Here is a 20,165-nt window from a genome sequence, read left to right on the forward strand (position 1 = left end):
CGCCGGCGTCAGAACGTCGCCGGTGTATTGATCCAGATCAGCATTGTCTGACTGTCCGAGAGATTGCGCCAGGAATGCGGCCTGTTGCTCTCGAAATAGAAGCTGTCTCCGGTGCGCAGTTCGAAGAACTGGTCGCCGTCGAGCACGACCTGCAGCGTTCCCGCCAGGACGAAGATGAATTCCTCTCCCTCGTGACGGTAGGAGCCTTCGCTGGAGGCACCGGGCGCAAGGTCGAAACGATGACATTCCATCTGCCTCCGACCCGGGACGAGCGCATGGATGGTGACGCCCGACGAGGTCGTAGGCCACGTCACCCATTCGCCGCTGCGTACGAGCGATGCGCTTTCGTCCTGCCACTGCTGCCCGCTGAGATCGGCGACCGTCGTCCCAAGGTGTTTTGCCACATCGTGCAGCGCGGTGATCGAGATTCCCTGCGACGTCCGCTCGAAAGTCGATAGCTGCGACATGGAGGTCCCCGTCGCACGCGCTACTGTTTGCAGCGTCTGCCGTGCCTGCCGTCGCAGGCTCCTGACCTTCATCCCGATCGGCATGTCGTCGCCAGCGACATTGCCCTGCATGGCGAGGCGCGATTCCTGCTCGTCCTTCAGCCCTTCCTTGATGGCTGCCGGATTGAGACCTTTTTCGCTTCGCATCCAGGCAATCGTCTGCAGCCGTTCGATGAGTTCGGAATCATAAAGTCGCTGCCCCGAGGGCGTGCGGATCGGTTCGACCAGCCCCTGCTGTTCCCACAGCCTGAGTGTCGACGGGGAAACGCCGGCGCTGCGCGCCGCTTCGGCAATTTTCAGAGGGTTCTTTTGCATATGCCGCGGGCAGGTTCTCGCAGGGTGAAATTTTTCTAGCGGTTACAAGATGCATCTTGCAACTCTACAGAAAAAATGTAGACATTTTTTTGACTGAGACGTTTCGCCTCCTCACCACCAGTCTTCCGTTTTTCAGGGATTGCTTCCATGCAGAATATCGAACTCGCAGACCGCCGCTCCGACGCCATTTCGCGCGGCGTCGGCGTCACCACGCAGGTCTATGCGGAGCGCGCCGAAAATGCGGAGATCTGGGATGTCGAAGGCCGCCGCTATATCGATTTCGCCGCTGGCATCGCGGTGGTCAACACGGGACATCGGCACCCGAAGGTCATCGCTGCGGTCAAGGACCAGCTCGACCATTTCACCCATACCTGCCATCAAGTGGTTCCCTACGAGAATTATGTGCGCCTCGCAGAGCGGCTGAACAAGGCCGTTCCGGGCAACTTCAAAAAGAAGACCGTCTTCGTCACGACAGGTGCGGAAGCTGTAGAAAATGCGATCAAGATCGCCCGCGCCGCAACCAACCGCTCGGCGATCATCGCCTTCACCGGCGCCTTCCACGGCCGCACGTTCATGGGCATGGCGCTGACCGGCAAAGTGGTTCCTTACAAGGTCGGTTTCGGCGCTATGCTGCCGGATGTCTATCATGTGCCTTTCCCGGTCGAACTGCATGGCTACACGGTCGACGATTCGCTCACCGTGCTCGACAAGCTGTTCAAGGCGGATGTCGATCCGAACCGTGTGGCGGCGTTTATCGTCGAACCCGTTCAGGGCGAGGGCGGCTTTTACGAAGTGCCGAAGGCGTTCATGCAGAAGCTGCGCGAGATCGCCGACAAACACGGCATCCTGCTGATCGCCGATGAGGTGCAGACCGGCTTCTCGCGCACCGGCAAGCTGTTTGCCATGGAACATCATGGCGTGGTGGCAGACATCACCACCATGGCCAAGGGCCTTGGCGGCGGCTTCCCCATCGCAGCCGTGACGGGCCGCGCCGATCTGATGGACGCTCCGGGGCCGGGCGGGCTCGGTGGCACCTATGGTGGCAATCCCATCGGCGTCGCCGCCGGCAATGCCGTTCTCGACGTGATCGAGGAAGAGGGCCTCAACGACCGGGCGACGTTGCTTGGCAACCGGCTGAAACAGCGCCTGCAGTCGCTTGCCGACGCCGTGCCGCAGATCGCCGACATTCGCGGGCCGGGTTTCATGAACGCCGTCGAATTCAACGTGCCAGGAAGCAAAACGCCAAATGCCGAGTTCACCAACAAGGTGCGCGAAAAGGCGCTGGCCAAGGGTCTGATCCTGCTGACCTGCGGCGTTTACGGCAACGTCATCCGTTTCCTCGCGCCGCTGACCATCCAGGACGAGGTGTTTTCCGAAGCGCTCGACATCCTGGAGGAAACCCTGCGCGAATGCGCCAAGGAGGCATGACAGTGAGCATTTCCAACGCTTTGCTTGCACGTTTGAAGGATCCGTCGCTTGTTACTGACAAGGCCTTGATCGCCGGTGAATGGCTGTCGGCGGCCGATGGCGGCAAGACTTTCGACATTACCAACCCGTCGACCGGTGAAGTTATCGCGACCCTGCCGGACATGGGTCGCGCCGAGGCGGCCCGCGCTGTCGATGCCGCCTACAAGGCGCAGAAGGACTGGGCAAAAAAGACGGCCAAGGATAGAGCCGCGATCCTTCGCAGCCTCTACGATCTGATGCTCGCCAATACCGACGATCTTGCCGCCATCCTGACCATGGAAATGGGCAAGCCGCTGGCCGAAGCCCGGGGAGAAATCCTCTATGGCGCCTCTTATGTCGAATGGTTCGGCGAAGAGGCCAAGCGCGTTTATGGCGATACTATCCCGGGCCACCAGCAGGACAAGCGGATCATCGTCCTCAAGCAGCCGGTTGGCGTCGTTGCGGCGATCACGCCGTGGAATTTCCCGAACGCGATGCTGGCGCGCAAGTTCGCGCCCGCTGTCGCTGCCGGCTGCGCCATGGTGTCGAAGCCTGCGGCCGAGACGCCGCTTTCGGCGCTGTCGCTGGCGCTACTGGCGGAACGCGCCGGACTGCCGTCCGGCGTCTTCAGCGTCGTCACCTCGACCGATTCCTCCTCCATCGGCAAGGAATTCACCGAGAACGCCAAGGTGCGCAAACTGACCTTCACCGGCTCGACCGGCGTCGGCAAGATCCTGATGCGTCAGGGTGCAGAGCAGATCATGAAACTTGGTCTCGAGCTCGGCGGCAATGCGCCGTTCATCGTGTTCGACGATGCCGATCTCGATGCGGCGGTCGAAGGTGCGATGGTGTCGAAATACCGCAACAACGGCCAGACCTGCGTCTGCGCCAACCGGCTCTACGTGCAGGCTGGCGTCTACGACGTCTTTGCCGAAAAGCTGGCGGCGAAGGTTGCGGCACTCAAAGTCGGAGACGGTTTCGAGGACGGCGTCAATGCCGGCCCGCTCATCACCCAGAAGGCCGTGGAGAAGGTGGAAGAGCATATCGCCGATGCCCTTTCCAAAGGCGCCAGCATCACGCTGGGCGGCAAGCCCGCCGACAGAGCGGGGTTGTTCTTCCAGCCGACCATCCTGACCGGTGTGACGTCAGACATGAAGGTTGCCCGCGAGGAAACCTTCGGACCGGTTGCGCCGCTGTTCAAGTTCGAGACCGAGGAAGAGGTGATCGAAATGGCGAACAACACCCAATTCGGGCTTGCCTCCTATTTTTATGCCAAGGACCTGTCGAAGGTGTTCCGCGTCGCCGAGGCGCTCGAATACGGAATGGTCGGCATCAATACCGGCCTGATCTCCAACGAGACGGCGCCTTTCGGCGGCATCAAGCAATCCGGCCAGGGCCGCGAAGGCTCGAAATATGGTCTGGAGGACTATCTGGAGATCAAATATCTTTGCCTCTCGATCGAAGGATGAGGGCTGACGCGCTCATTGCTCACCTCCTGAACACGGCAACGGCCGACACCGAAATGGATCTTAAATGGCATGGAAACCTCGTCATTCGGCCAATCGCAGCCAGCGATGAACAGGAATGGCGGCGGCTGTGGACCGCACTTCTACGAAACCAGACCACCTTCAGCCGCTTTGTTTCGGAGGGCGAGTTCAAGCCCAACGGCTTCATCGCCATGGTGAATGAAAAGCCGGTCGGCCTTGTGCAGTATATCCAGCATCGCACGGCCTGATCGACCAAGAACAAATTGTTATCTGCACGACCTCTATGCCGATCCCGAGAGCTGAAGCACGGGCGTCGGGCGGGCCCTCATCGAAACGGTCTATGCAAAGCCGACGAACTTGGCATAGCCAACCTCTATTGGCTGATCCAGAGGCACAATGCCACGGCGCAGGCTCTATGACCGGATCGCCCGCAATACGCTGGCGGATGCTCGTGGGCGGGGCGCGCAAGCTGACTAACATTCCGCAGCCAACGGCCTAGGAGCACTCGTGCTACGCGCCATGCCCATAACGTATCGCGATCCACGCGTTTGGAGTTCGTTCGAACTCGCGATCAGCACAAAGTTCGCCATGCAGGTGACGCTCGAGTGGCGGAAATTCGAAGAATCGTCGCCGATTTCTTCGTCCGTTGCGTCGCCATCGCTGGCCTAGGTGCCGGGCTTGCGATCCACGAGCGTGTTGTGTGTTAGATTTTCAACTATCTTGTTGACATAAGTTAGCAATATCACATAAACCTCTGCCTCATGCCGAAAGGCACAAGAGAAAATGTTCGGGAGGAGAACAAGATGAATTCCTTGAGCGGATCCCGCAAGCGGGTTGCGGGCGCGGTGTTGCACGGGGCTGTCCTCGTCGCGATGGGTTTGTGTTGGGCCGTTCCGGCCTTCGCCAACGATGTCATCCGCGTCGTTTCGCCTTACCAGACTACGACGCTCGATCCGATGCGCTCCGCGGCAGCTGGCAACATCGAAACCTACGGCCAGCTTTATTCGCGCCTGCTGCGCCGCAACTCCGAAACCGGCGCGCTGGAGCCTGGGCTCGCCGAGAAATGGGAGATCTCGCCGGACGGCAAGACTTACACCTTCCATCTGCGCGATGCACAGTTCTCGGACGGTTCGCCGATCACGGCTGCCGACGTGGCCTTCAGCCTCGACCGTATCCGAAGCGACAAGAAATCGGCTTATCCTGCGCCGCTGGGCCCCGTGGAATCGGTGACCGCGGCTGATGCGAAAACCGTGGTGATCACGCTCAAGTCGGCCTTCGCGCCGTTCCTCGGCAATGCGGAGATCTGGAACATGGGCATCGTCTCGAAGGCCGATGTGGGGAAGCGCGGCGAGGAGGCGGCTTTCGCCACGGTCCCGGTTACGTCCGGCCCGTATGAAGTCAAACAGTGGAAGCCGAACGAGAAGCTCGTTCTCGAACCCAATCCGCACTACTGGCGCAACGGCTATCCGAAGTCGGACGCCACGGTCGAACTGATCGAGATCGCATCGCCCGAAACCCGCATCGCCATGCTGAAGGCCGGCGAGATCGACGTGGCGCGCGCGGTGCCGTGGGCGCAGATCGACGAGCTGAAGGCGACCGGGACGGTGGATATGCGGCTCGAGCCTTCGACCACCATCTACATGATCCTGCTCAATCACAAGCGCGAGCCCTTCTCCAATCTGAAGGCGCGTCAGGCGGCCGGCACGGCGATCGACAACAAGGCCATGGCCGCGGCCATCACGCGTGGCTATGCCGAACCGGCGAACACCACGCTGCCGGGCAGCATCGATTTCCATGACAAGCATTATCCGGGCATTCCGCACGACCCCGCCAAGGCAAAGGAATTACTGGCCGAATCCGGCATGGCAGGGCGCGAGGTAAAGATCCTAGCGACCGCCGATGCGCCGTCGCAGCAGACGGCACTGCTGATCCAGGCCCAATGGCAGGCGATCGGGTTGAAGCCGGTGATCGTCAATGTCGATACCGGCGCCTGGTGGGATGCCACCGGCAAGGGCGATTACGACGCCGCTGCCAACTGGTGGTACAACGAGACCACCGATCCTGACCTTGCCGTGCGCTGGGCCGTGTGCGGATCCTGCGGCTCGAACTCCTACAGCACCTTCTATGCGAACCCGAAGGTGGACACGCTCGTGGAGCAGGGCACCAAGGAGGCCGATCAGGCCAAGCGCGCGGAAATATACAAGGAGATTCAGAAGATCACCACCGAAGAGGTCGCGCAGATCCCCCTCTATTATGCGCCGAATGCGGTTGCCTATTCCAAGCGTCTCCAGGGTCTCAAGCTGACGCCCGCGCTTCAATGGACGCTGGAAGAAACGTCCCTCGGCCATTGAGCCGCCTCAAGCGCGCCCCGCGACAGGGGCGCGCCCTTGACGCTCGAACCGGAGAACCGGATTGCCCCTTCTGCAACTCATTGCGCGGCGCCTGCTGCAATTGATTGGTGTGCTTGCCGGTATCAGCCTCGTGACGTTCCTGCTCGTGCACATGGCCCCCGGCGATCCCGCGCGGCTTCTTGCCGGAGAGAGGGCGAGCGCCGAGACCATCGCGGCGATCCGCTCGCAATATGGGCTGGACCTGCCGCTCTGGCGGCAGTTCCTGACCTATCTCGCAAACTTGCTTTCGGGTGATATCGGCTTGTCGCTGCGCTTTCAGCGGCCGGTCAGCCAGCTTATCGAACAGTTCATGTGGCCGACGTTGTTCCTGACCGTCTATGTCATTTGCCTCGCCGTCCCGCCGACGGTCGCGCTCGCCATCCTCGGTGCGCGCCGGCCCGGCGGCGTCGCCGACCAGATCATTCGTCTGGTGGGCATTGCGGGCCTCACCATTCCGGTGTTCTGGCTGGGCATCATGATGTCGCGCTTCTTCGGCGTTAGCCTCGGCTGGTTCCCTGTGTCGGGCTACGGCACGGGTTTCACCGGGCATCTCTACCACCTCTTCCTGCCCGCGGTGTCGACGGCCATCTGGCTGGTGCCGGTTCTGACGCAGAGCCTGCGCGCCGCCCTCATCGAGAAGACGACGGCCGATTTCGTCACGGCCGCGCGGGCGCAGGGCGCCACGGAACGGCAGATCTTCTGGCAGACCATGCTGCCGAACGCCGTGCTGCCGACACTTAACCTGCTCGGCGTCATGGTGGCCTTCATGATCGGTGGCGCGATCATCGTCGAAACCGTCTATGCGGTGCCGGGCCTCGGCACGCTGATGGTCAACGCGCTGCTTGGCCGCGACTACTACGTCGTGCAGGGGCTGACTCTGGTCTTCGCGATCTCGACCGTCCTGATCACGCTGCTCGTGGATTTGCTCAGCGCCTTCATCGATCCGCGCGTCCGGCTCTGAGGAGATCGCACATGGCTGAAAGCCCCGTTCTGGCGCGGACCGCACCCTCCGTCCGCCGCATCACGCCCACCATGCTGGTTGCGCTCGTCGTCCTGTTCGCATGGCTGGTGCTGGCGCTGGCGGCCCCGATGATCGCGCCCTATGACCCAGATGCCATCGACATCATGAACATGCTCTCGCCGCCGAGTGCCGCCCATTTGTTCGGCACGGACCAGGTCGGCCGCGACGTCTTCTCGCGGGTTCTCTTCGCAAGCCGCGTCGATCTGCTGCTGTGCGTGGCCGGTGTGCTTCCACCGCTGCTGATCGGCACGACCATCGGGCTGCTGAGCGGCTATTTCGGAGGTGTGGTCGATAATGTGTTCATGCGCATCTACGACCTCACTGTTGCGTTCCCCTTCTTCGTACTGGTGCTGGCCATCGTCGGCGTGCTCGGGCCGGGGCTCCTCAACTTCATCCTGGCGCTGACGCTTGTCGGCTGGGTCAGCTACGCGCGCCTGGTGCGGGCGCAGGTGCTGACGATCCGGGAAAGCGAGTATATCCAGGCGGCCAAGTGCCTCGGCTATTCGCCGGCCGCCATCCTGGGCCATCATGTGCTGCCGAACGCCATAGGGCCCGTCATCGCCTACGCGGTCAGTGATGCGGTGCTCGTCATGCTGGCCGGCGCGAGCTTCGGCTTCCTCGGCCTGGGTGCGCAGCCGCCAGTTGCCGAGTGGGGCGTCATGATCGCCGACGGACAGGCATTCGTGCAGCAAGCCTGGTGGATATGCCTGTTCCCCGGTCTGGCCGCGATTTCGCTCGGCCTCGGCTTTGCTTTGCTCGGTGATGGGCTGGGACAGATACATCGTAGGGGAGTTACGGCATGAGCCGGCTGGAGACCGGCAAGCCGCCGCTGCTTGACGTCAAGGACCTCTCCGTCAGCTTCGGCGGCTTTGCGGCGGTCAAGAACGTTTCGTTCACGCTCCAGGCGGGAGAGGTCCTCGGCATCGTCGGCGAAAGCGGCTCGGGCAAGTCCGTGACCTGCCGTGCCGTGATGCGGCTGCTGACCGGCGCGGCGCGCGCCGAGGGTACGGTGGCGCTCGACGGGCAGGATCTTCTGGCGCTCGGGGAGGAAGAACTGTGCGCCATTCGCGGCCGCGACATCGGCATGATTTTCCAGAACCCGGCATCGCATCTCAACCCGCTGCGCCGCATTGGCCAGCAGGTCGCGGCGCCGATGATCCGGCATCTCGGCATCGGCAAACGCGAAGGTCTGCTGCGGGCGGTCAAGCTGCTGGAAGACGTCGGTATCCACGAACCGGAAAAGCGTGCGCGCTCCTATCCGCACGAATTTTCCGGCGGTATGAAACAGCGAGCGATGATCGCCGCCGCCATCGGCTGCCAACCGAAGCTGCTGATCGCCGACGAGCCGACGACCGCCCTCGACGTCACCGTGCAGGCCCGCATTCTTGAGTTACTCAAGGAGCTAAACCGCAAGACCGGGCTGGCGATGATCCTCATATCGCACGATCTCGGCGTCGTCACGGATATCTGCTCGCGCGTCGTGGTCATGCGCAATGGCGAGGTGGTGGAGCAGGGGCCGATCGACGACGTCATCAACCGGCCGCGCCATGCCTATACAAGACTGCTGATCGAATCCCAGCCCGGCCGCAAGAGCTATGGCACGGTCGGCAGCCCGGATCGGGGAACATCGCTGCTTCGCGTCGAAAATCTTTCGGTGACATTCCCCACCGGGCAGGGCTTGCTCGGCGGCTTCGGAAGCAGCAATTCCTTCCGCGCCCTCGATGGCGTCGATCTGGAGATCAATACGGGCGAAACGGTCGGCATCGTCGGCGAAAGCGGTTCGGGCAAGAGCACGCTCGCCCGGTCGATCATTCGCCTGAACACGCCGAGCGGCGGCGCGATCCGCCTGGACGGACAGGATGTCGGGGCGCTCGGCGGCGAGGCGCTGACTGCCTTCCGCCGCCGCGTGCAGATGGTGTTCCAGAACCCGTACGATTCACTCAATCCGCGCCTGACGATTGCCGAGGCCGTCGCGGAGCCGATCTGGCGGCACGGCATCGCGGACCGAAAAACGGCGCGGAAAGAAGCCGATGCATTGCTGGAGATGGTGGAATTGCCGAGCAGCCTGCGCGATCGCAAGCCGCAGCAGCTTTCCGGCGGCCAATGCCAGCGCGTTGGCCTAGCACGGGCGCTGGCGCTGAAGCCGCAGCTTCTCATCGCGGACGAAATCACCTCGGCCCTCGATGTCACGACGCAGGCGCAGATCCTGGAACTGCTCGTGCGGCTCCAGCGCCAGCGCTCGCTGACGCTGCTCTACATTTCGCACGATCTTGCCGTGGTCAGCAGCCTTTGCCAGCGCGTCTATGTCTTCAAGGCCGGGCGCGTCGTCGAGCAAGGCGTGGCACAGCAGGTTCTGTCCACACCGCAGGATCCCTATACGCAGGCGCTGGTCGGTTCGCTGGCCCGGCTGCCGACGACCCAGACAATCCCTCATTCACAACCGGTAGCGGGCCATGCGACTTGATGAATATGCAGCCCGTGATGGAACCGGCCTCGCACGCCTGCTGGCGAAAGGCGAGGTCACTCCGAGGGAGATCGGCCGGTGCGTGGAACAGGCCGTCGCGGCCGTGAACCCTGCGCTGAACGCCGTCATTGAACTTTACCCGGACGCGCTCGAGTCCCTGCCGGAGGCGGCGTCCGCCACCCCCTTCGGCGGCATTGCCACCCTCACCAAAGACTTCCCGATCGAGGCGGGCCGCCCGGCCGAGTTCGGCAGCCGTCTCGCGCAAGGTTTCCGCGCCGGCCATGATGCCGTCTACTGGACACGGCTGCGCGCCGGCGGCCTGAACAATGTCGGCCGCACGACAAGTTCCGAATTTGGCGTCCCAGCGGCGACGGAATCGCCCTTGTATGGCGCAACCCGCAATCCGTGGAACCCGGAACGTGGCGTTGCCGGCTCCAGCGGCGGGGCAGCGGCCGCCGTTGCTGCGGGTATCGTGCCTTTCGCGCAGGGCAGCGACGGTGGTGGATCAATCCGCAATCCGGCGGCGTTCTGCGGCTTAATCGGTCTTAAACCCTCACGCGGGCGTGTAACCGGCGCGCCGAATGCAAATGCCCGGCTTCTGGGCCTGGCAACGGCCTTTATGCTCACACGCTCCGTCCGCGATACTGCAGCCCTGCTCGACCTGTGCCATGGCCCGGATGCCGGCGACGGCTATGAGATCGCACCGCCAGTGGGCACCTATCTCGACGCCATCGAGCACAGGCCCCACGGGCTGCGCATCGCCCTGTGCACGCGCTCGTGGTCCGGCGTACAGATCGACCCGGAGGTTGCTGCCGCGGCAAGATCGGCGGCGGAGCGGTTTTCATCCCTTGGCCACCATGTGGAGGAGGCGTCGCCGGACTTCGATTATCCGGTCTTCCTCCAGGCGCAGAAGGTTATCTGGGCCGCGGACGCCGCCGCGCATATGCCGGCAATGGCGCGGCATATGAACCGCTCGCTGGAGGAAGCGCTTGGCACAAGCGTATATGCTCTTTATCGCTGGGGGCTCTGCATCAGCGGCGCACAGCTTATCGACGCGCTTGCCGTCTATGATCGCGTGACCCGGCAGGTCGGGCGCTTTCTTGCCGGATATGATCTCTTGCTGACGCCGACCAGCGGCATTTTGCCGGAACCGATCGGCACCTTCGATCCCAATCGCGCCGGCATCGACGCGGAGGGCGTGTTCGACGATCTGGCGCCGAAGGAGACGTTCACGGCGCTGTTCAATGCGACAGGACAGCCCGCGATATCCCTGCCGCTCGGGCGCAGCTGGGACGGCCTGCCCATCGGCATCCAGCTCGTGGCCCGCTTTGGACGGGAAGACCTGCTGCTTGCGGCTGCGCGGCAAATCGAGGAAGAGGTAGAAAGCGCTCCCGGCATCTGGGGACAGGGGCGTCCGGCCATTTACGCCGGCAATTTCTAGGAGTCTGTCATTGTGGCGAAAGCACGAAGCGGCAAGGATGCCAAGGGATCGAACGGCGTTGAGGAGAAGATGGACATCGAAGCGATCCTGCGCGACCGCATGTCTGGGTTTTCGCCCTCGGAGCAAAGCCTTGCGGCCTATATCTTGGACAATATCCAGATTTTGCCCTTCGAGACCGGCAGCAGCATAGCGCAGGCGGTCGGCGTCAGCGAGATGACGGTCACGCGGTTCGTTCGCGGCCTCGGCTTCGAGAATCTGCGCGACCTCAAGAAACGATTGCGCGTGGCGGTCACGGAGAAGGACAGCGAAATCGATGACTACATGGCCCGCTTTCAGATGCGCGAAGGCCGGCAGCAGATGCTGCAGGAAAGCCTGCGGCTGGAGCTGGATGCCATCGTGAAGGCCTATGCCTTGACCACGTCCGAAGTGTGGGACGAGGCGGCGAGCTTGCTGGCAAAGGCGCGCACCATCTATGTCGTCGGTTTCCAGGCCTCGAAGGGCCTGGCGCTGGATTTCGCCAGCCGCCTGCTCTGGGCGCGTTCCAACGTCATTTTCATCGACAACGCGTCGGGCACGTTCGGCGAGATCATCAATGCAGATCCCAAGCAGAGCGCCGTCGTCCTCGTTGACACGGCCTCTTACGCGACGCGCGGCATCAAGCTGGTAGAGAAGCTGAAGTCGATGGACGTGCCGCTGGTCATCGTCACCGACAAGTTCAGTCACTGGGCCTTTGCCTATACGCGCTTCGTCTTCGAGGCGCATACGCATGTGAAAACCTTCTGGGATTCTACGGCAAGCCTCAGTGTCGTGCTCAATCTGCTCATCGACGCCGTTGCCACCAAACTCGGGCCAAAGGCTAAGCGCAACTTCGCCATGATGAGCGACATGGGCACCCTCTTCGGAGAATTCGTCGGCGGCAGCTATCTGCGCCGTAACGATTGATCCATTCCAAACCGCAAACGAGAGCATGCATGAGCAGTATTCCGCCATTCCGTGATCCGACTGCACCCGGCCATTCTCTCATTCCAAGGCAAGACTGGGACCGCGCGCCCTGGAACCGCTGGACCTTCCAGCATGTCCGGGACCTGCTGCCGACCACGCAGGTCTGGCGCGGAGCAGGGCCGGCAAGCCTGCTGCCGGCCGATCTGCGGGATATCGACGCCATTCCCTTCGCGGCGGAGGGGCAGGCCTATACCATTGGCAGCTTCCTCGAGACGAGCTATGCCGATGGCCTCCTGGTGCTCCATGGCGGCAAGATCGTCACCGAGCGCTACCTGAACGGCATGACACCGCATACCCAGCACCTGTCGCAATCGGTCGCCAAGTCGGTCGTCGGCACCGTGGCGGGCATCCTGATCGCACGCGGAGTGGTCGACCCGGCCGCGTCCCTGACGCACTATCTGCCAGAGCTGGAGGCGACGGCCTATCGCGGCGCGACCGTCCAGCACGTGCTCGACATGACCAGCGGCGTGGCCTTCGACGAGACCTATACCGCGCTCGATTCCCACATGGCACAGTTGGACGCCGCCAGCGGCTGGAAAGATCGTCGGAACCCGAACTGGCCGACAGATGTCTGGAACTTGATCCTGTCTTTGAAGGATCTGGAGTGCCCGCACGGTACCTCGTTCCGATACCGCTCGATCGAGACGGATGTCCTGTCGTTCGTTCTACAGCGCGCCGCCGCTACCCCGCTTGCAGAACTCGTCAGCCGTGAACTGTGGGCGCCGATGGGTGCGGAGGAAGACGCCTATTTCACCGTGGACGCTGCCGGCTATGCTCTGGGTGACGGCGGGTTCAATGCGACTCTTCGCGACTATGGACGTCTCGCCCTGCTGCATCTTCGCGGCGGCGAGATCGACGGCCGGCGTATCGTGCCGACCGAGTGGATTGCCGGGACACGGTTCGGTGCTGATCCGAGACTCTTCGGCGGCATCTATCAAGAGGTTCTGCCCGCCGGCGCATATCACAACCAGTTCTGGATCGAGGATACCGCACGCGGCGTCTATATGGCCCGCGGGGTCTTCGGCCAACTGATCTACATCGATCCGGTGGCGGATTTCGCGGCGGTTGTCCTGTCGAGCTGGCCGGAATTCGTCAGCACGGCGCGGCTGCGGACAGCGCTGGCGGCGGTCAGGGCTATCCGAGGGGCGCTGTCGTCGTAGCGAGCGGGCTATTCCCTGTTCGGGTCCGCAGCCGGCTGGCCGGGATCGTCCAGACGCGGAGCGTGAGAGATCGGAGACGCCGATGCGGTCGGCTATGGCCAGTTCGTGCTGGCGCGGCTGACGGACTATGCGGGCGTCTGTAAACCACCTCCAAAAGATCGCGCCAGGTTACGTCGGAATTTGCCTTGCGTTGCTGATGGAGTTTGCGTTGAACGCCCCGACCCAAGCTTCGTCCATGTCCTATATGGAACGGGTGAAACGCAACGATACAAGCCGAATGCTACCGCGGATCGCCTCCCGAGGGGCCGGTTTCGCCCGTTCAGTTCTTTTCGCGGCGCCAGACCGGCCGCAGTATGATGAGCGGAGGCCCGGTGCACCAATGCAGAAAGCGTGTGACGATGATTCCTGAATCGGCCGGAGCCACTCCGTACGGCATTTTCCTCTTGGCGGATGACTACCTGTCTGCCGCCAAGCTCGCCTTTGAGTCAGGGGGTTCGTGCGCGGCCGGTCATAGAGGCCTCGGTCGATCCGGCGCAGCTCCCCGGCGGCTGCCAGGCGCTGCAGGGGTCTTGTCCACGGCGACGCGCGCCGAGATCGGCGAAGTCGCCGGATTTTCGGACACTCCATGCGCCAGGATGGGAGCGAGCCAACCTGCCGCAGTGACGATCACTAAGATCAGCCGTCATGGCGCTCCTCATCGTTGTCAAGGACGTCGAGAATGCGCTTGAGCTTAGCTTTAAGAGCGGGATCAGCCGCCTGATATTTTCGAAAGAACGCAATGTCGAGTTCGCTGACAGTTGGGTCGCGCTCTTCCTCATTGAGGAGAAACTCCGGTGTAACACCCAAAACTGCAGCGACGCGCGTCAATTTCTCGGCCGAGGGACGTGCTACGGGCTTGTTCTCAATCTCCCACATATAGCTTTTGCTGCTGCCGGTCGCGTGCGCCAACTGCTCAAGCGTAAGGCCCTTTTGACGGCGGAGCGAATGCACTTTGCGGCCTAGCGTTGAAGGCATAGGGACACCGTCCGATCGAGCATGTTTGGCCGCCGAAACAAGAAGTTTTGTTCTTGAACTACGAACATCGGCTACCCACCTGTCAGTACCGGAACTCCGAACCGAGAGTCTGGTTCCCGTCAATGAGGTATACATGTCTAACGAAAATAAGCCGGACCATCCGGCACATCCCAGTCACCCGCAACACCCTGACGTCCCGAAGGGACCTCCGAGTCATACACCGGGTGGCCCTGACGGTCCGCCGATCCCGTCGAACCCCCCTTCGCATCGCCCGGTCGGCCAACGACCGTAATGGTGTCAAATGCGCTCGGGGAAACCGATTGGTGGAAGTGTTGGCCATCTCTGCATGAAGCAGAGATGGCTGCGTTCAAGGCCAAAGGAGCAACCGTCAAAACGCTGAACGAGCGGCATGGATTGCTGATCCTTGAGGTCGTTTGGCCTCTGAACGACAAGCACATCACTCTTCAGGTCGGCTATTCTTCGCTTCATCCCTTTTGTAGGCCTGTAGTCTCCTCCAGCGATCTTCGGCTACCTCGTCATCAACATCCCTTCGATGGGGGATTGTGCCTGCTAATTGCCGATGGCTGTCAATGGCACCCACATCAGCGGGTCGCGGATCTCATCGACGAGCAACTGAACAAGATTCTGCGCGTCATTAAGCTACGCGAGGATGAGAACTGGAGTGACGCAGCACAACTCGAAGAGCAGGCGCCCGATCCTCTCGCGGCCTATTACGGGCACGATGCCGAACCTATTTCGGCGGTGTTTTTCTCAGAGCTAACCAAGGTTCCGAACCAGAGCTGTGGCATTGCGGAGTTTTCAGTCAATCCGCGTGGCAAAAATGGCGCGATCAACAATTTCGAAGCGATTATGCATTGCGCTAAACCTGTCAGCGGGTCTTGGTTTGCGCCTCCATTTGAACCCGGATGGGTCGGTGCGTGGCAGAGTGTGGTCGGCCGGTGGGTTCGCTTAAAGAGACCCTTACCACGAAGCCCTGAGGAGCTTTGGGCAGCCGCTGAGACCGAAATTGCTAAGCAGCCGGTGCTCAATCAGTCGGTGTGGAAGCTTAAGCAATTGGGCGAAGTAGATTTGGCTCTGACCGCTATCCTATTTGACGAAGAGGTCGACTATGGACCACATAGGCGAGGGGATGGATGGCTATTTCTTGCCAACCGTTCGATGGGGAAGGGTAAGCGGTCGGTTACATTGGTTCGCGGTTTCGGCATTTCGGAGAACATGTTCTCGCGCGTGCCGGCTGCAGCGGCGCTTCGCGGTAAGAAAATCCTTCTCATTGGATGTGGAGCAATCGGAAGTTTCGCGGCAATGGAGTTTGCTCGCGCCGGCGTCGGCAAATTGACCATCGTCGATCATGACATTGTCGAGCCTGGCAACAGCGTGCGGTGGCCGTTGGGAAGGGCCTATTGGGGTGTTCCGAAAGTCGCTGCTCTTCGTGAGGTTCTGCTGCAGAACTACCCTTCGACCAATGTCCAGCCAATATTCAATCGCCTAGGCGCAGCGACGACCAGGATTGAAGATGCCCGAAAAGCAGACCGCAGTCCGCGTTGCCAGTTCAGGCAACTAGTCGAGGAAGCCGATCTCATAATCGATGCGACCGCTTCGACCGAGTGCCAAGCCTCAATTGCGCATGAATGCCGCGCCCTCGGTAAACCCCTGGTCGTAGGGTATGCAACCGAAGGCGTTGCGGGCGGAATCGTCGTTCGTTTGCGGCCGGATCTCGAGGCCTGCTGGGTCTGCCTGAATGAACATTGGAATGACAAGAGCATCGATCTTCCCCCACAGAATCCAACGGCCACAGTGCTCCCTGTTGGATGCAACGCGCCTACATTTACCGGTGGTTCATTCGATCTGCAGGAAGTTTCGCTCGAGGTGGTTCGAAGCGGGATCGGACTGCTGGCGCCCTCGGCATATGATCCGGGTGACTGGGACTGGGCTTCGTTGAAGTTGGTCGAAGGCGAACGTCGCTGCCTTCCTACATGGGTATCGGGACATTTGGAGCCGCACGCCCGCTGCACCGGTTGCTGCCCTCGATGACGATCTGGTTGTCGCGTCCTGTCTTGGGTAAGATTCAAAAGCTCGGCATCCGCTACTATCCCGTCGAGACCGGGGGCGTTCTGCTCGGCTGGCGCGACGGCGCCGACAGAATCGTTACGGGCTTGTTAGGTTCGGGCCCCAAAGCGCTGCATGGACGCCATGCATTTCTTCCGGATCACGCTTGGCAGATGATCCATATTCGAGAGGCGTTCGAAGGCTCTTCTGGCGACCTGGACTACTTAGGAGATTGGCACACTCACCCTGACGGCGTTGCCTCTATGAGTGACCTGGATTGCAGAACGCTCTCGAAGATCGCACGACGAGTGAAGTCCCCGCTCATGATGATCGCGGCTGGAGGCGGAAGCACCTGGACGATCAACGGGTGGTTGGGCTCGCGGTCAAGTTTCTGGAGACGGTTATCGCCCAATCTGGAAACGATACGATTGTTAGACCCGCCAGAAGCTTGGCCGTCGTATTTCGAAGATTCGGAGCAGTGATCTGATCTGCACGGGTGTTAGCATTCTACGCTGACTATCAGGGCCGGATGGGAGGATTGACCACCTCAACAAAGGCGGCAAAGTCTTATCGCGGCACAGCAGGGATGGCCACTCCAAGAACTTTTCCCGGAGATCGACGTCAAAACGTGCCAGCGCGCGTTTCTATGTTCACCATTGGTGCTTCGAAAGTTGTCTAATTGTGATGGAGATGTGATGTCCGGAAATATTGGCATTTTACAGGGTTTAGGAGTCCGTAATTATGGGTCGCTGCTGGGTGGCCTATGAAATTGAAAGCAGACTATTTTTCTGGGCTGAGGGTAGGGGTTTCCGCCCCTGCGAACGAGTTTACCAACGGCTTGAATAACGGCTTATTCTGGATTGGCATCAAGTATTTGAGTTCACGCAAGATATTGTACCCTAGTTGGTAAACTCGCTCATCGCCGAGAACGGTATGATGTCCATATTATTCGGCATTTCACGGGGTTTACCAGGGTCACTGGTGGGTGGCCTATGCGATTGAAACAGGAGAGTTTTCTGACTGAGGGTAGGATTACCGATTCTGACCTGCCACTGAACATTCGTCCAGCGGCGATTAGAGCCTCGACCGTTTTGATCCGATACCGTTCTTTGGACCGCCGGAAGGTGGAGTTTCCCGGCTGCTTCACGATGGCGGGCTGGTGGCGCCATCGGGATTGATCAACGAGATCGGGACCAGTGTGCGACGCCGCCTAGCGTGAGACACGTCGGCCACGCCGCAGCTCGACAGGTTTGGCCAGGCGCGCACTATACCGCACACGATCTACTAAGCTCGGCTTAATTCCGGACAGAGACAGATAATTCTGGACGGCACAGTGGGGAACCGTTTTCAGCATAGATGGCGGAATCAGCCATACGACCCGGGACAGCTTTCTTCACGTGGACACGAGGCTGAGTTCAACGCCGGCTAGTCATAGACGCCTCCCTTTTTGAGAGAATCGGGCGACTGAGAAAGGCGCCGCATCAAGGCATGGCTGTCGTCCAAGCAGGAGGTCTCCGACGATTTTGCCGGTTGTTGGACCTAGAGTCAGTCCAAGATGACCGTGACCGAACGCATAAAGGATATGCCGGCTCGGACCAGACAGGCCTATGACTGGCAGGCTATCTGGCGTGGCAGGCCGGTGACCACTCCACTCCACGCCTCCCTCTTCCTTGATGCCCGGAAGATAGAGCTTGGCGAGCGTCGTGAGGGCTTTCGAGCGCTTGAAGTTCGGTGCAGCCTTCAAACCACCGAACTCGGCCGCCCCGCCGATCCGCAAACCGATCGAAAGCGGCGTTGCCACCAATTTCCGGTCTGCGAATATCACTTCGCGTTCAAGGGAGATGCCGGGAGAGGGGATCGTCGTGTTGTACCCACGCTCGCTCTCAAGAAGTACGTGGTCCCCCAAACGATTGGCAAGTTGTGCCGACCATGCACCTGCCGCGATGACGATCTTTGCGGCACTCAGCGTCCTTCCGCCGTTTAGCGTGATTTCCGCACCGTCGGTTGTTGGATCTACGCGGTCAACCTGGCCTCTCATGATTTGCACGCCGTTTGCGGCAAGCCAATTTCGCAAAACATCCACAACCTTTTTCGGATCCGAGACATGCGACCATTGGGGCATGAACACCCCATTTTTCACTATAGGACCGAGCGCTGGTTCCATGCCTCTGACTTGCGATCCCGACAGCTCTTGAGCCTCAATGCCCAGCGAACGCTTTGCGTCCCACTCGGGCTGGTCGCGTCTCAGCCCGCTCTCGCTTTCGTATACCGTCAGCGCCCCGTTACGATACAGGTCGTTCGCAAGGCCGACCTTGTTGAAGAGCGGCACGAGATCGTCATAGACGTGGCTGTTGATCGACGCGAGCGCCCCAGAAATCCGTCGCACTTCGGATGGGGTGCCAACTTTTGCGAAACCCCAAAGCCACGGCAATAGATGAGGCGCATGTCTAACCCGGATCGCTAGTGGGCCGAGCGGATCCAGAACCCAGAAGGGCACTTTCTTCCACAATCCTGGGACGGATAAGGGTATCACTTCGGTTACGGCGATGCCGCCGGCGTTGCCGAATGACGCTTTGTCACCCTCAGGGTCGCGATCGATTATTGTTACAGCCGCTCCGCTTTGTAGCGCCTCGTAGGCGACACTCAATCCGACAATGCCGGCGCCGATGACAATGACGCTCATCCTAGCCATCTAATTTGCTCTCTTTCCCGAAATGTGAAACGTTGGCAACTGTATCCAATCTACAATGCCTTGACAATTCTGGATCCAAGTGGTTTGATTCAGATGCCCTGATGGCCGGCTTGCGCACTTTTGGGAGGAATGGCTTGGACGCCGAAAGAATTCACCGCGATGCGGTCATAATCGATGCCGTAGCCCCGCTTCTCGATAAGAAGCAATACGTGGACTCATATAAAGTGGGCGGTGCTACCTGCGTGGCTCCGACCGTTGCGGGGAATACCGACACGCCCGCAACTGCCCTTAAGACGATCGGCAGCTGGTTGCACTTCATACGGTCTAGAAAAGATCTCAAGCTGGTGCAGAAAGCATCTGACATCGAAGCTGCCAAGCGCGATGGTCAGATCGGAATCCTGTTCCATTTTCAGGGCACGGGACCCTTCGAGACAGATCTTAACCTCGTAGAGGCTTTCCAAGCGCTTGGCGTCCGGATCGTTCAGTTGACTTACAACAGGAAAGATTACGTCGGAGACGGATGCGAAGAAGAGATCGACGGGGGGCTTAGTAGGTTTGGCAGGGCTCTCGTGCAGAGGCTGAATGAGAACAGAGTTATCGTCGACTGCACCCATACTGGCTACAAGACGACGATGGATGCGTTGTCGCTGACGACAAGACCTGCGGTATTCTCGCACTCCAATTCTGCCGCCGTCTTTCCTAGCAAACGAAATATCAAAGACGATCAAGCCAAGGCTGCGGCGGCCACGGGAGGGCTTGTCGGCGTCACCGCTGTCCCGCAGTTCGTTGTGCCTGCCAACGGTGCCGCGGCGCGTCCGTCGCTTGACGATCTGATAGCGCATATCGATCATTTCGTCTCGCTTATCGGCATCGACCACGTCGGCCTGGGACTCGATTACTGGTGGGGGACTCTTCCGTTCTCCGACCTCGATACAGTGATCAGCCAGTGGGAGCACGCTATCAGCGGGGGGGCTTGGAGCCCGGACGCCTACCCACGCCCACCCCATTACAACCCGCCCGAAATTGAAACGCCCGAGATGTTCCTCGGAATGACGGAGGGGCTTATCCGACGCGGGTACAATGAGGACGACATCCGCAAGATATTGGGACTGAACTGGCTGCGTGTCTTCCGGGAAGTCTGGGGAGGGTGACCTTGTGGC

Annotated in this window: 16 protein-coding genes; 13 read left to right on the plus strand and 3 right to left on the minus strand. The window is 60.7% G+C overall.

Annotated features, from left to right (window positions below; all coding sequences use genetic code 11):
* Window positions 1–8: 8 nt before the first annotated feature.
* On the minus strand, window positions 9–821 hold the full coding sequence (locus FJV83_RS17925; RefSeq protein ID WP_095776009.1) for a cupin domain-containing protein: 813 nt from the start codon (window positions 819–821) through the stop codon (window positions 9–11).
* A 147-nt stretch (window positions 822–968) separates the two neighbouring features.
* Here FJV83_RS17925 and FJV83_RS17930 point away from each other — a divergent pair, with 147 nt between their 5' ends.
* From FJV83_RS17930 to FJV83_RS17975, 10 genes are all read left to right on the plus strand, one after another.
* Window positions 969–2,249, plus strand: coding sequence for a 4-aminobutyrate--2-oxoglutarate transaminase (locus FJV83_RS17930; RefSeq protein ID WP_095776008.1), 1,281 nt, complete (start codon window positions 969–971; stop codon window positions 2,247–2,249).
* Between the two features lie 2 nt (window positions 2,250–2,251).
* Complete coding sequence (locus FJV83_RS17935) at window positions 2,252–3,736, plus strand: NAD-dependent succinate-semialdehyde dehydrogenase (protein WP_142886644.1); 1,485 nt, start codon at window positions 2,252–2,254, stop codon at window positions 3,734–3,736.
* Window positions 3,733–4,002 (plus strand): hypothetical protein, encoded by a 270-nt coding sequence (locus tag FJV83_RS37015; RefSeq protein ID WP_245318400.1) that lies wholly within the window; start codon window positions 3,733–3,735, stop codon window positions 4,000–4,002. The genes FJV83_RS17935 and FJV83_RS37015 overlap by 4 nt, the downstream gene beginning before the upstream one ends.
* Window positions 4,003–4,557: 555 nt before the next feature.
* Window positions 4,558–6,105, plus strand: a complete 1,548-nt coding sequence (locus tag FJV83_RS17945) for an ABC transporter substrate-binding protein (RefSeq protein WP_095776007.1) — start codon at window positions 4,558–4,560, stop codon at window positions 6,103–6,105.
* A 61-nt stretch (window positions 6,106–6,166) separates the two neighbouring features.
* Window positions 6,167–7,105 carry an ABC transporter permease gene (locus FJV83_RS17950; RefSeq protein WP_095776006.1) on the plus strand — a complete coding sequence of 313 codons (939 nt, stop codon included), beginning with the start codon at window positions 6,167–6,169 and terminating at the stop codon, window positions 7,103–7,105.
* A gap of 11 nt (window positions 7,106–7,116) precedes the next feature.
* Window positions 7,117–7,968: an ABC transporter permease gene (locus tag FJV83_RS17955; protein ID WP_095776005.1), complete on the plus strand. Its 852-nt coding sequence runs from the start codon at window positions 7,117–7,119 to the stop codon at window positions 7,966–7,968.
* Window positions 7,965–9,629 (plus strand): ABC transporter ATP-binding protein, encoded by a 1,665-nt coding sequence (locus FJV83_RS17960; RefSeq protein ID WP_095776004.1) that lies wholly within the window; start codon window positions 7,965–7,967, stop codon window positions 9,627–9,629. The genes FJV83_RS17955 and FJV83_RS17960 overlap by 4 nt, the downstream gene beginning before the upstream one ends.
* Before the next feature lie 82 nt (window positions 9,630–9,711).
* Complete coding sequence (locus FJV83_RS17965) at window positions 9,712–11,070, plus strand: amidase (protein WP_245318398.1); 1,359 nt, start codon at window positions 9,712–9,714, stop codon at window positions 11,068–11,070.
* A gap of 12 nt (window positions 11,071–11,082) precedes the next feature.
* Window positions 11,083–12,012 carry a MurR/RpiR family transcriptional regulator gene (locus FJV83_RS17970; RefSeq protein ID WP_095776002.1) on the plus strand — a complete coding sequence of 310 codons (930 nt, stop codon included), beginning with the start codon at window positions 11,083–11,085 and terminating at the stop codon, window positions 12,010–12,012.
* Window positions 12,013–12,041: 29 nt separating this feature from the next.
* A complete protein-coding gene (locus FJV83_RS17975) occupies window positions 12,042–13,232 on the plus strand; it encodes a serine hydrolase (RefSeq protein ID WP_095776001.1) in 1,191 nt (396 codons plus the stop codon).
* 675 nt (window positions 13,233–13,907) lie between these two features.
* Here FJV83_RS17975 and FJV83_RS17980 read toward each other — a convergent pair.
* Complete coding sequence (locus tag FJV83_RS17980) at window positions 13,908–14,246, minus strand: helix-turn-helix transcriptional regulator (protein ID WP_095776000.1); 339 nt, start codon at window positions 14,244–14,246, stop codon at window positions 13,908–13,910.
* A 357-nt stretch (window positions 14,247–14,603) separates the two neighbouring features.
* Between FJV83_RS17980 and FJV83_RS17985 the strand changes: the two genes are divergently transcribed.
* Together FJV83_RS17985 and FJV83_RS17990 are read left to right on the plus strand one after the other, a co-directional pair.
* The gene (locus FJV83_RS17985) at window positions 14,604–16,298 is read left to right on the plus strand and encodes a ThiF family adenylyltransferase (RefSeq protein ID WP_245318397.1); all 1,695 of its coding nucleotides are present in this window, start codon (window positions 14,604–14,606) and stop codon (window positions 16,296–16,298) included.
* Window positions 16,295–16,795 (plus strand): Mov34/MPN/PAD-1 family protein, encoded by a 501-nt coding sequence (locus FJV83_RS17990; protein ID WP_179296583.1) that lies wholly within the window; start codon window positions 16,295–16,297, stop codon window positions 16,793–16,795. Before FJV83_RS17985 ends, FJV83_RS17990 begins: the two co-directional genes overlap by 4 nt.
* Window positions 16,796–17,742: 947 nt before the next feature.
* On the opposite strand, the gene FJV83_RS17995 is transcribed toward FJV83_RS17990, so the two are convergent.
* The gene (locus FJV83_RS17995) at window positions 17,743–18,996 is read right to left on the minus strand and encodes an FAD-binding oxidoreductase (protein WP_142886645.1); all 1,254 of its coding nucleotides are present in this window, start codon (window positions 18,994–18,996) and stop codon (window positions 17,743–17,745) included.
* A 143-nt stretch (window positions 18,997–19,139) separates the two neighbouring features.
* On the opposite strand from FJV83_RS17995, the gene FJV83_RS18000 reads away from it, so the two are divergent.
* Entirely contained in the window at window positions 19,140–20,156 is a 1,017-nt protein-coding gene (locus tag FJV83_RS18000) for a dipeptidase (RefSeq protein WP_095776024.1), read from the plus strand.
* Window positions 20,157–20,165 lie beyond the last annotated feature (9 nt).

This window comes from Mesorhizobium sp. WSM4307 (genome assembly GCF_007003945.1).
Lineage (GTDB): Bacteria > Pseudomonadota > Alphaproteobacteria > Rhizobiales > Rhizobiaceae > Mesorhizobium.

Bases quoted from the DNA above. Each gene is read 5' to 3' on its own strand.
- FJV83_RS17985 (WP_245318397.1), top strand. From the start codon at position 14,604: ATGGCTGCGTTCAAGGCCAAAGGAGCAACCGTCAAAACGCTGAACGAG.
- FJV83_RS17990 (WP_179296583.1), top strand. From the start codon at position 16,295: ATGACGATCTGGTTGTCGCGTCCTGTCTTGGGTAAGATTCAAAAGCTC.
- FJV83_RS17930 (WP_095776008.1), top strand. From the start codon at position 969: ATGCAGAATATCGAACTCGCAGACCGCCGCTCCGACGCCATTTCGCGC.
- FJV83_RS17925 (WP_095776009.1), bottom strand. From the start codon at position 821: ATGCAAAAGAACCCTCTGAAAATTGCCGAAGCGGCGCGCAGCGCCGGC.
- FJV83_RS17975 (WP_095776001.1), top strand. From the start codon at position 12,042: ATGAGCAGTATTCCGCCATTCCGTGATCCGACTGCACCCGGCCATTCT.
- FJV83_RS17995 (WP_142886645.1), bottom strand. From the start codon at position 18,996: ATGAGCGTCATTGTCATCGGCGCCGGCATTGTCGGATTGAGTGTCGCC.
- FJV83_RS17945 (WP_095776007.1), top strand. From the start codon at position 4,558: ATGAATTCCTTGAGCGGATCCCGCAAGCGGGTTGCGGGCGCGGTGTTG.
- FJV83_RS37015 (WP_245318400.1), top strand. From the start codon at position 3,733: ATGAGGGCTGACGCGCTCATTGCTCACCTCCTGAACACGGCAACGGCC.
- FJV83_RS17980 (WP_095776000.1), bottom strand. From the start codon at position 14,246: ATGCCTTCAACGCTAGGCCGCAAAGTGCATTCGCTCCGCCGTCAAAAG.
- FJV83_RS17960 (WP_095776004.1), top strand. From the start codon at position 7,965: ATGAGCCGGCTGGAGACCGGCAAGCCGCCGCTGCTTGACGTCAAGGAC.
- FJV83_RS17955 (WP_095776005.1), top strand. From the start codon at position 7,117: ATGGCTGAAAGCCCCGTTCTGGCGCGGACCGCACCCTCCGTCCGCCGC.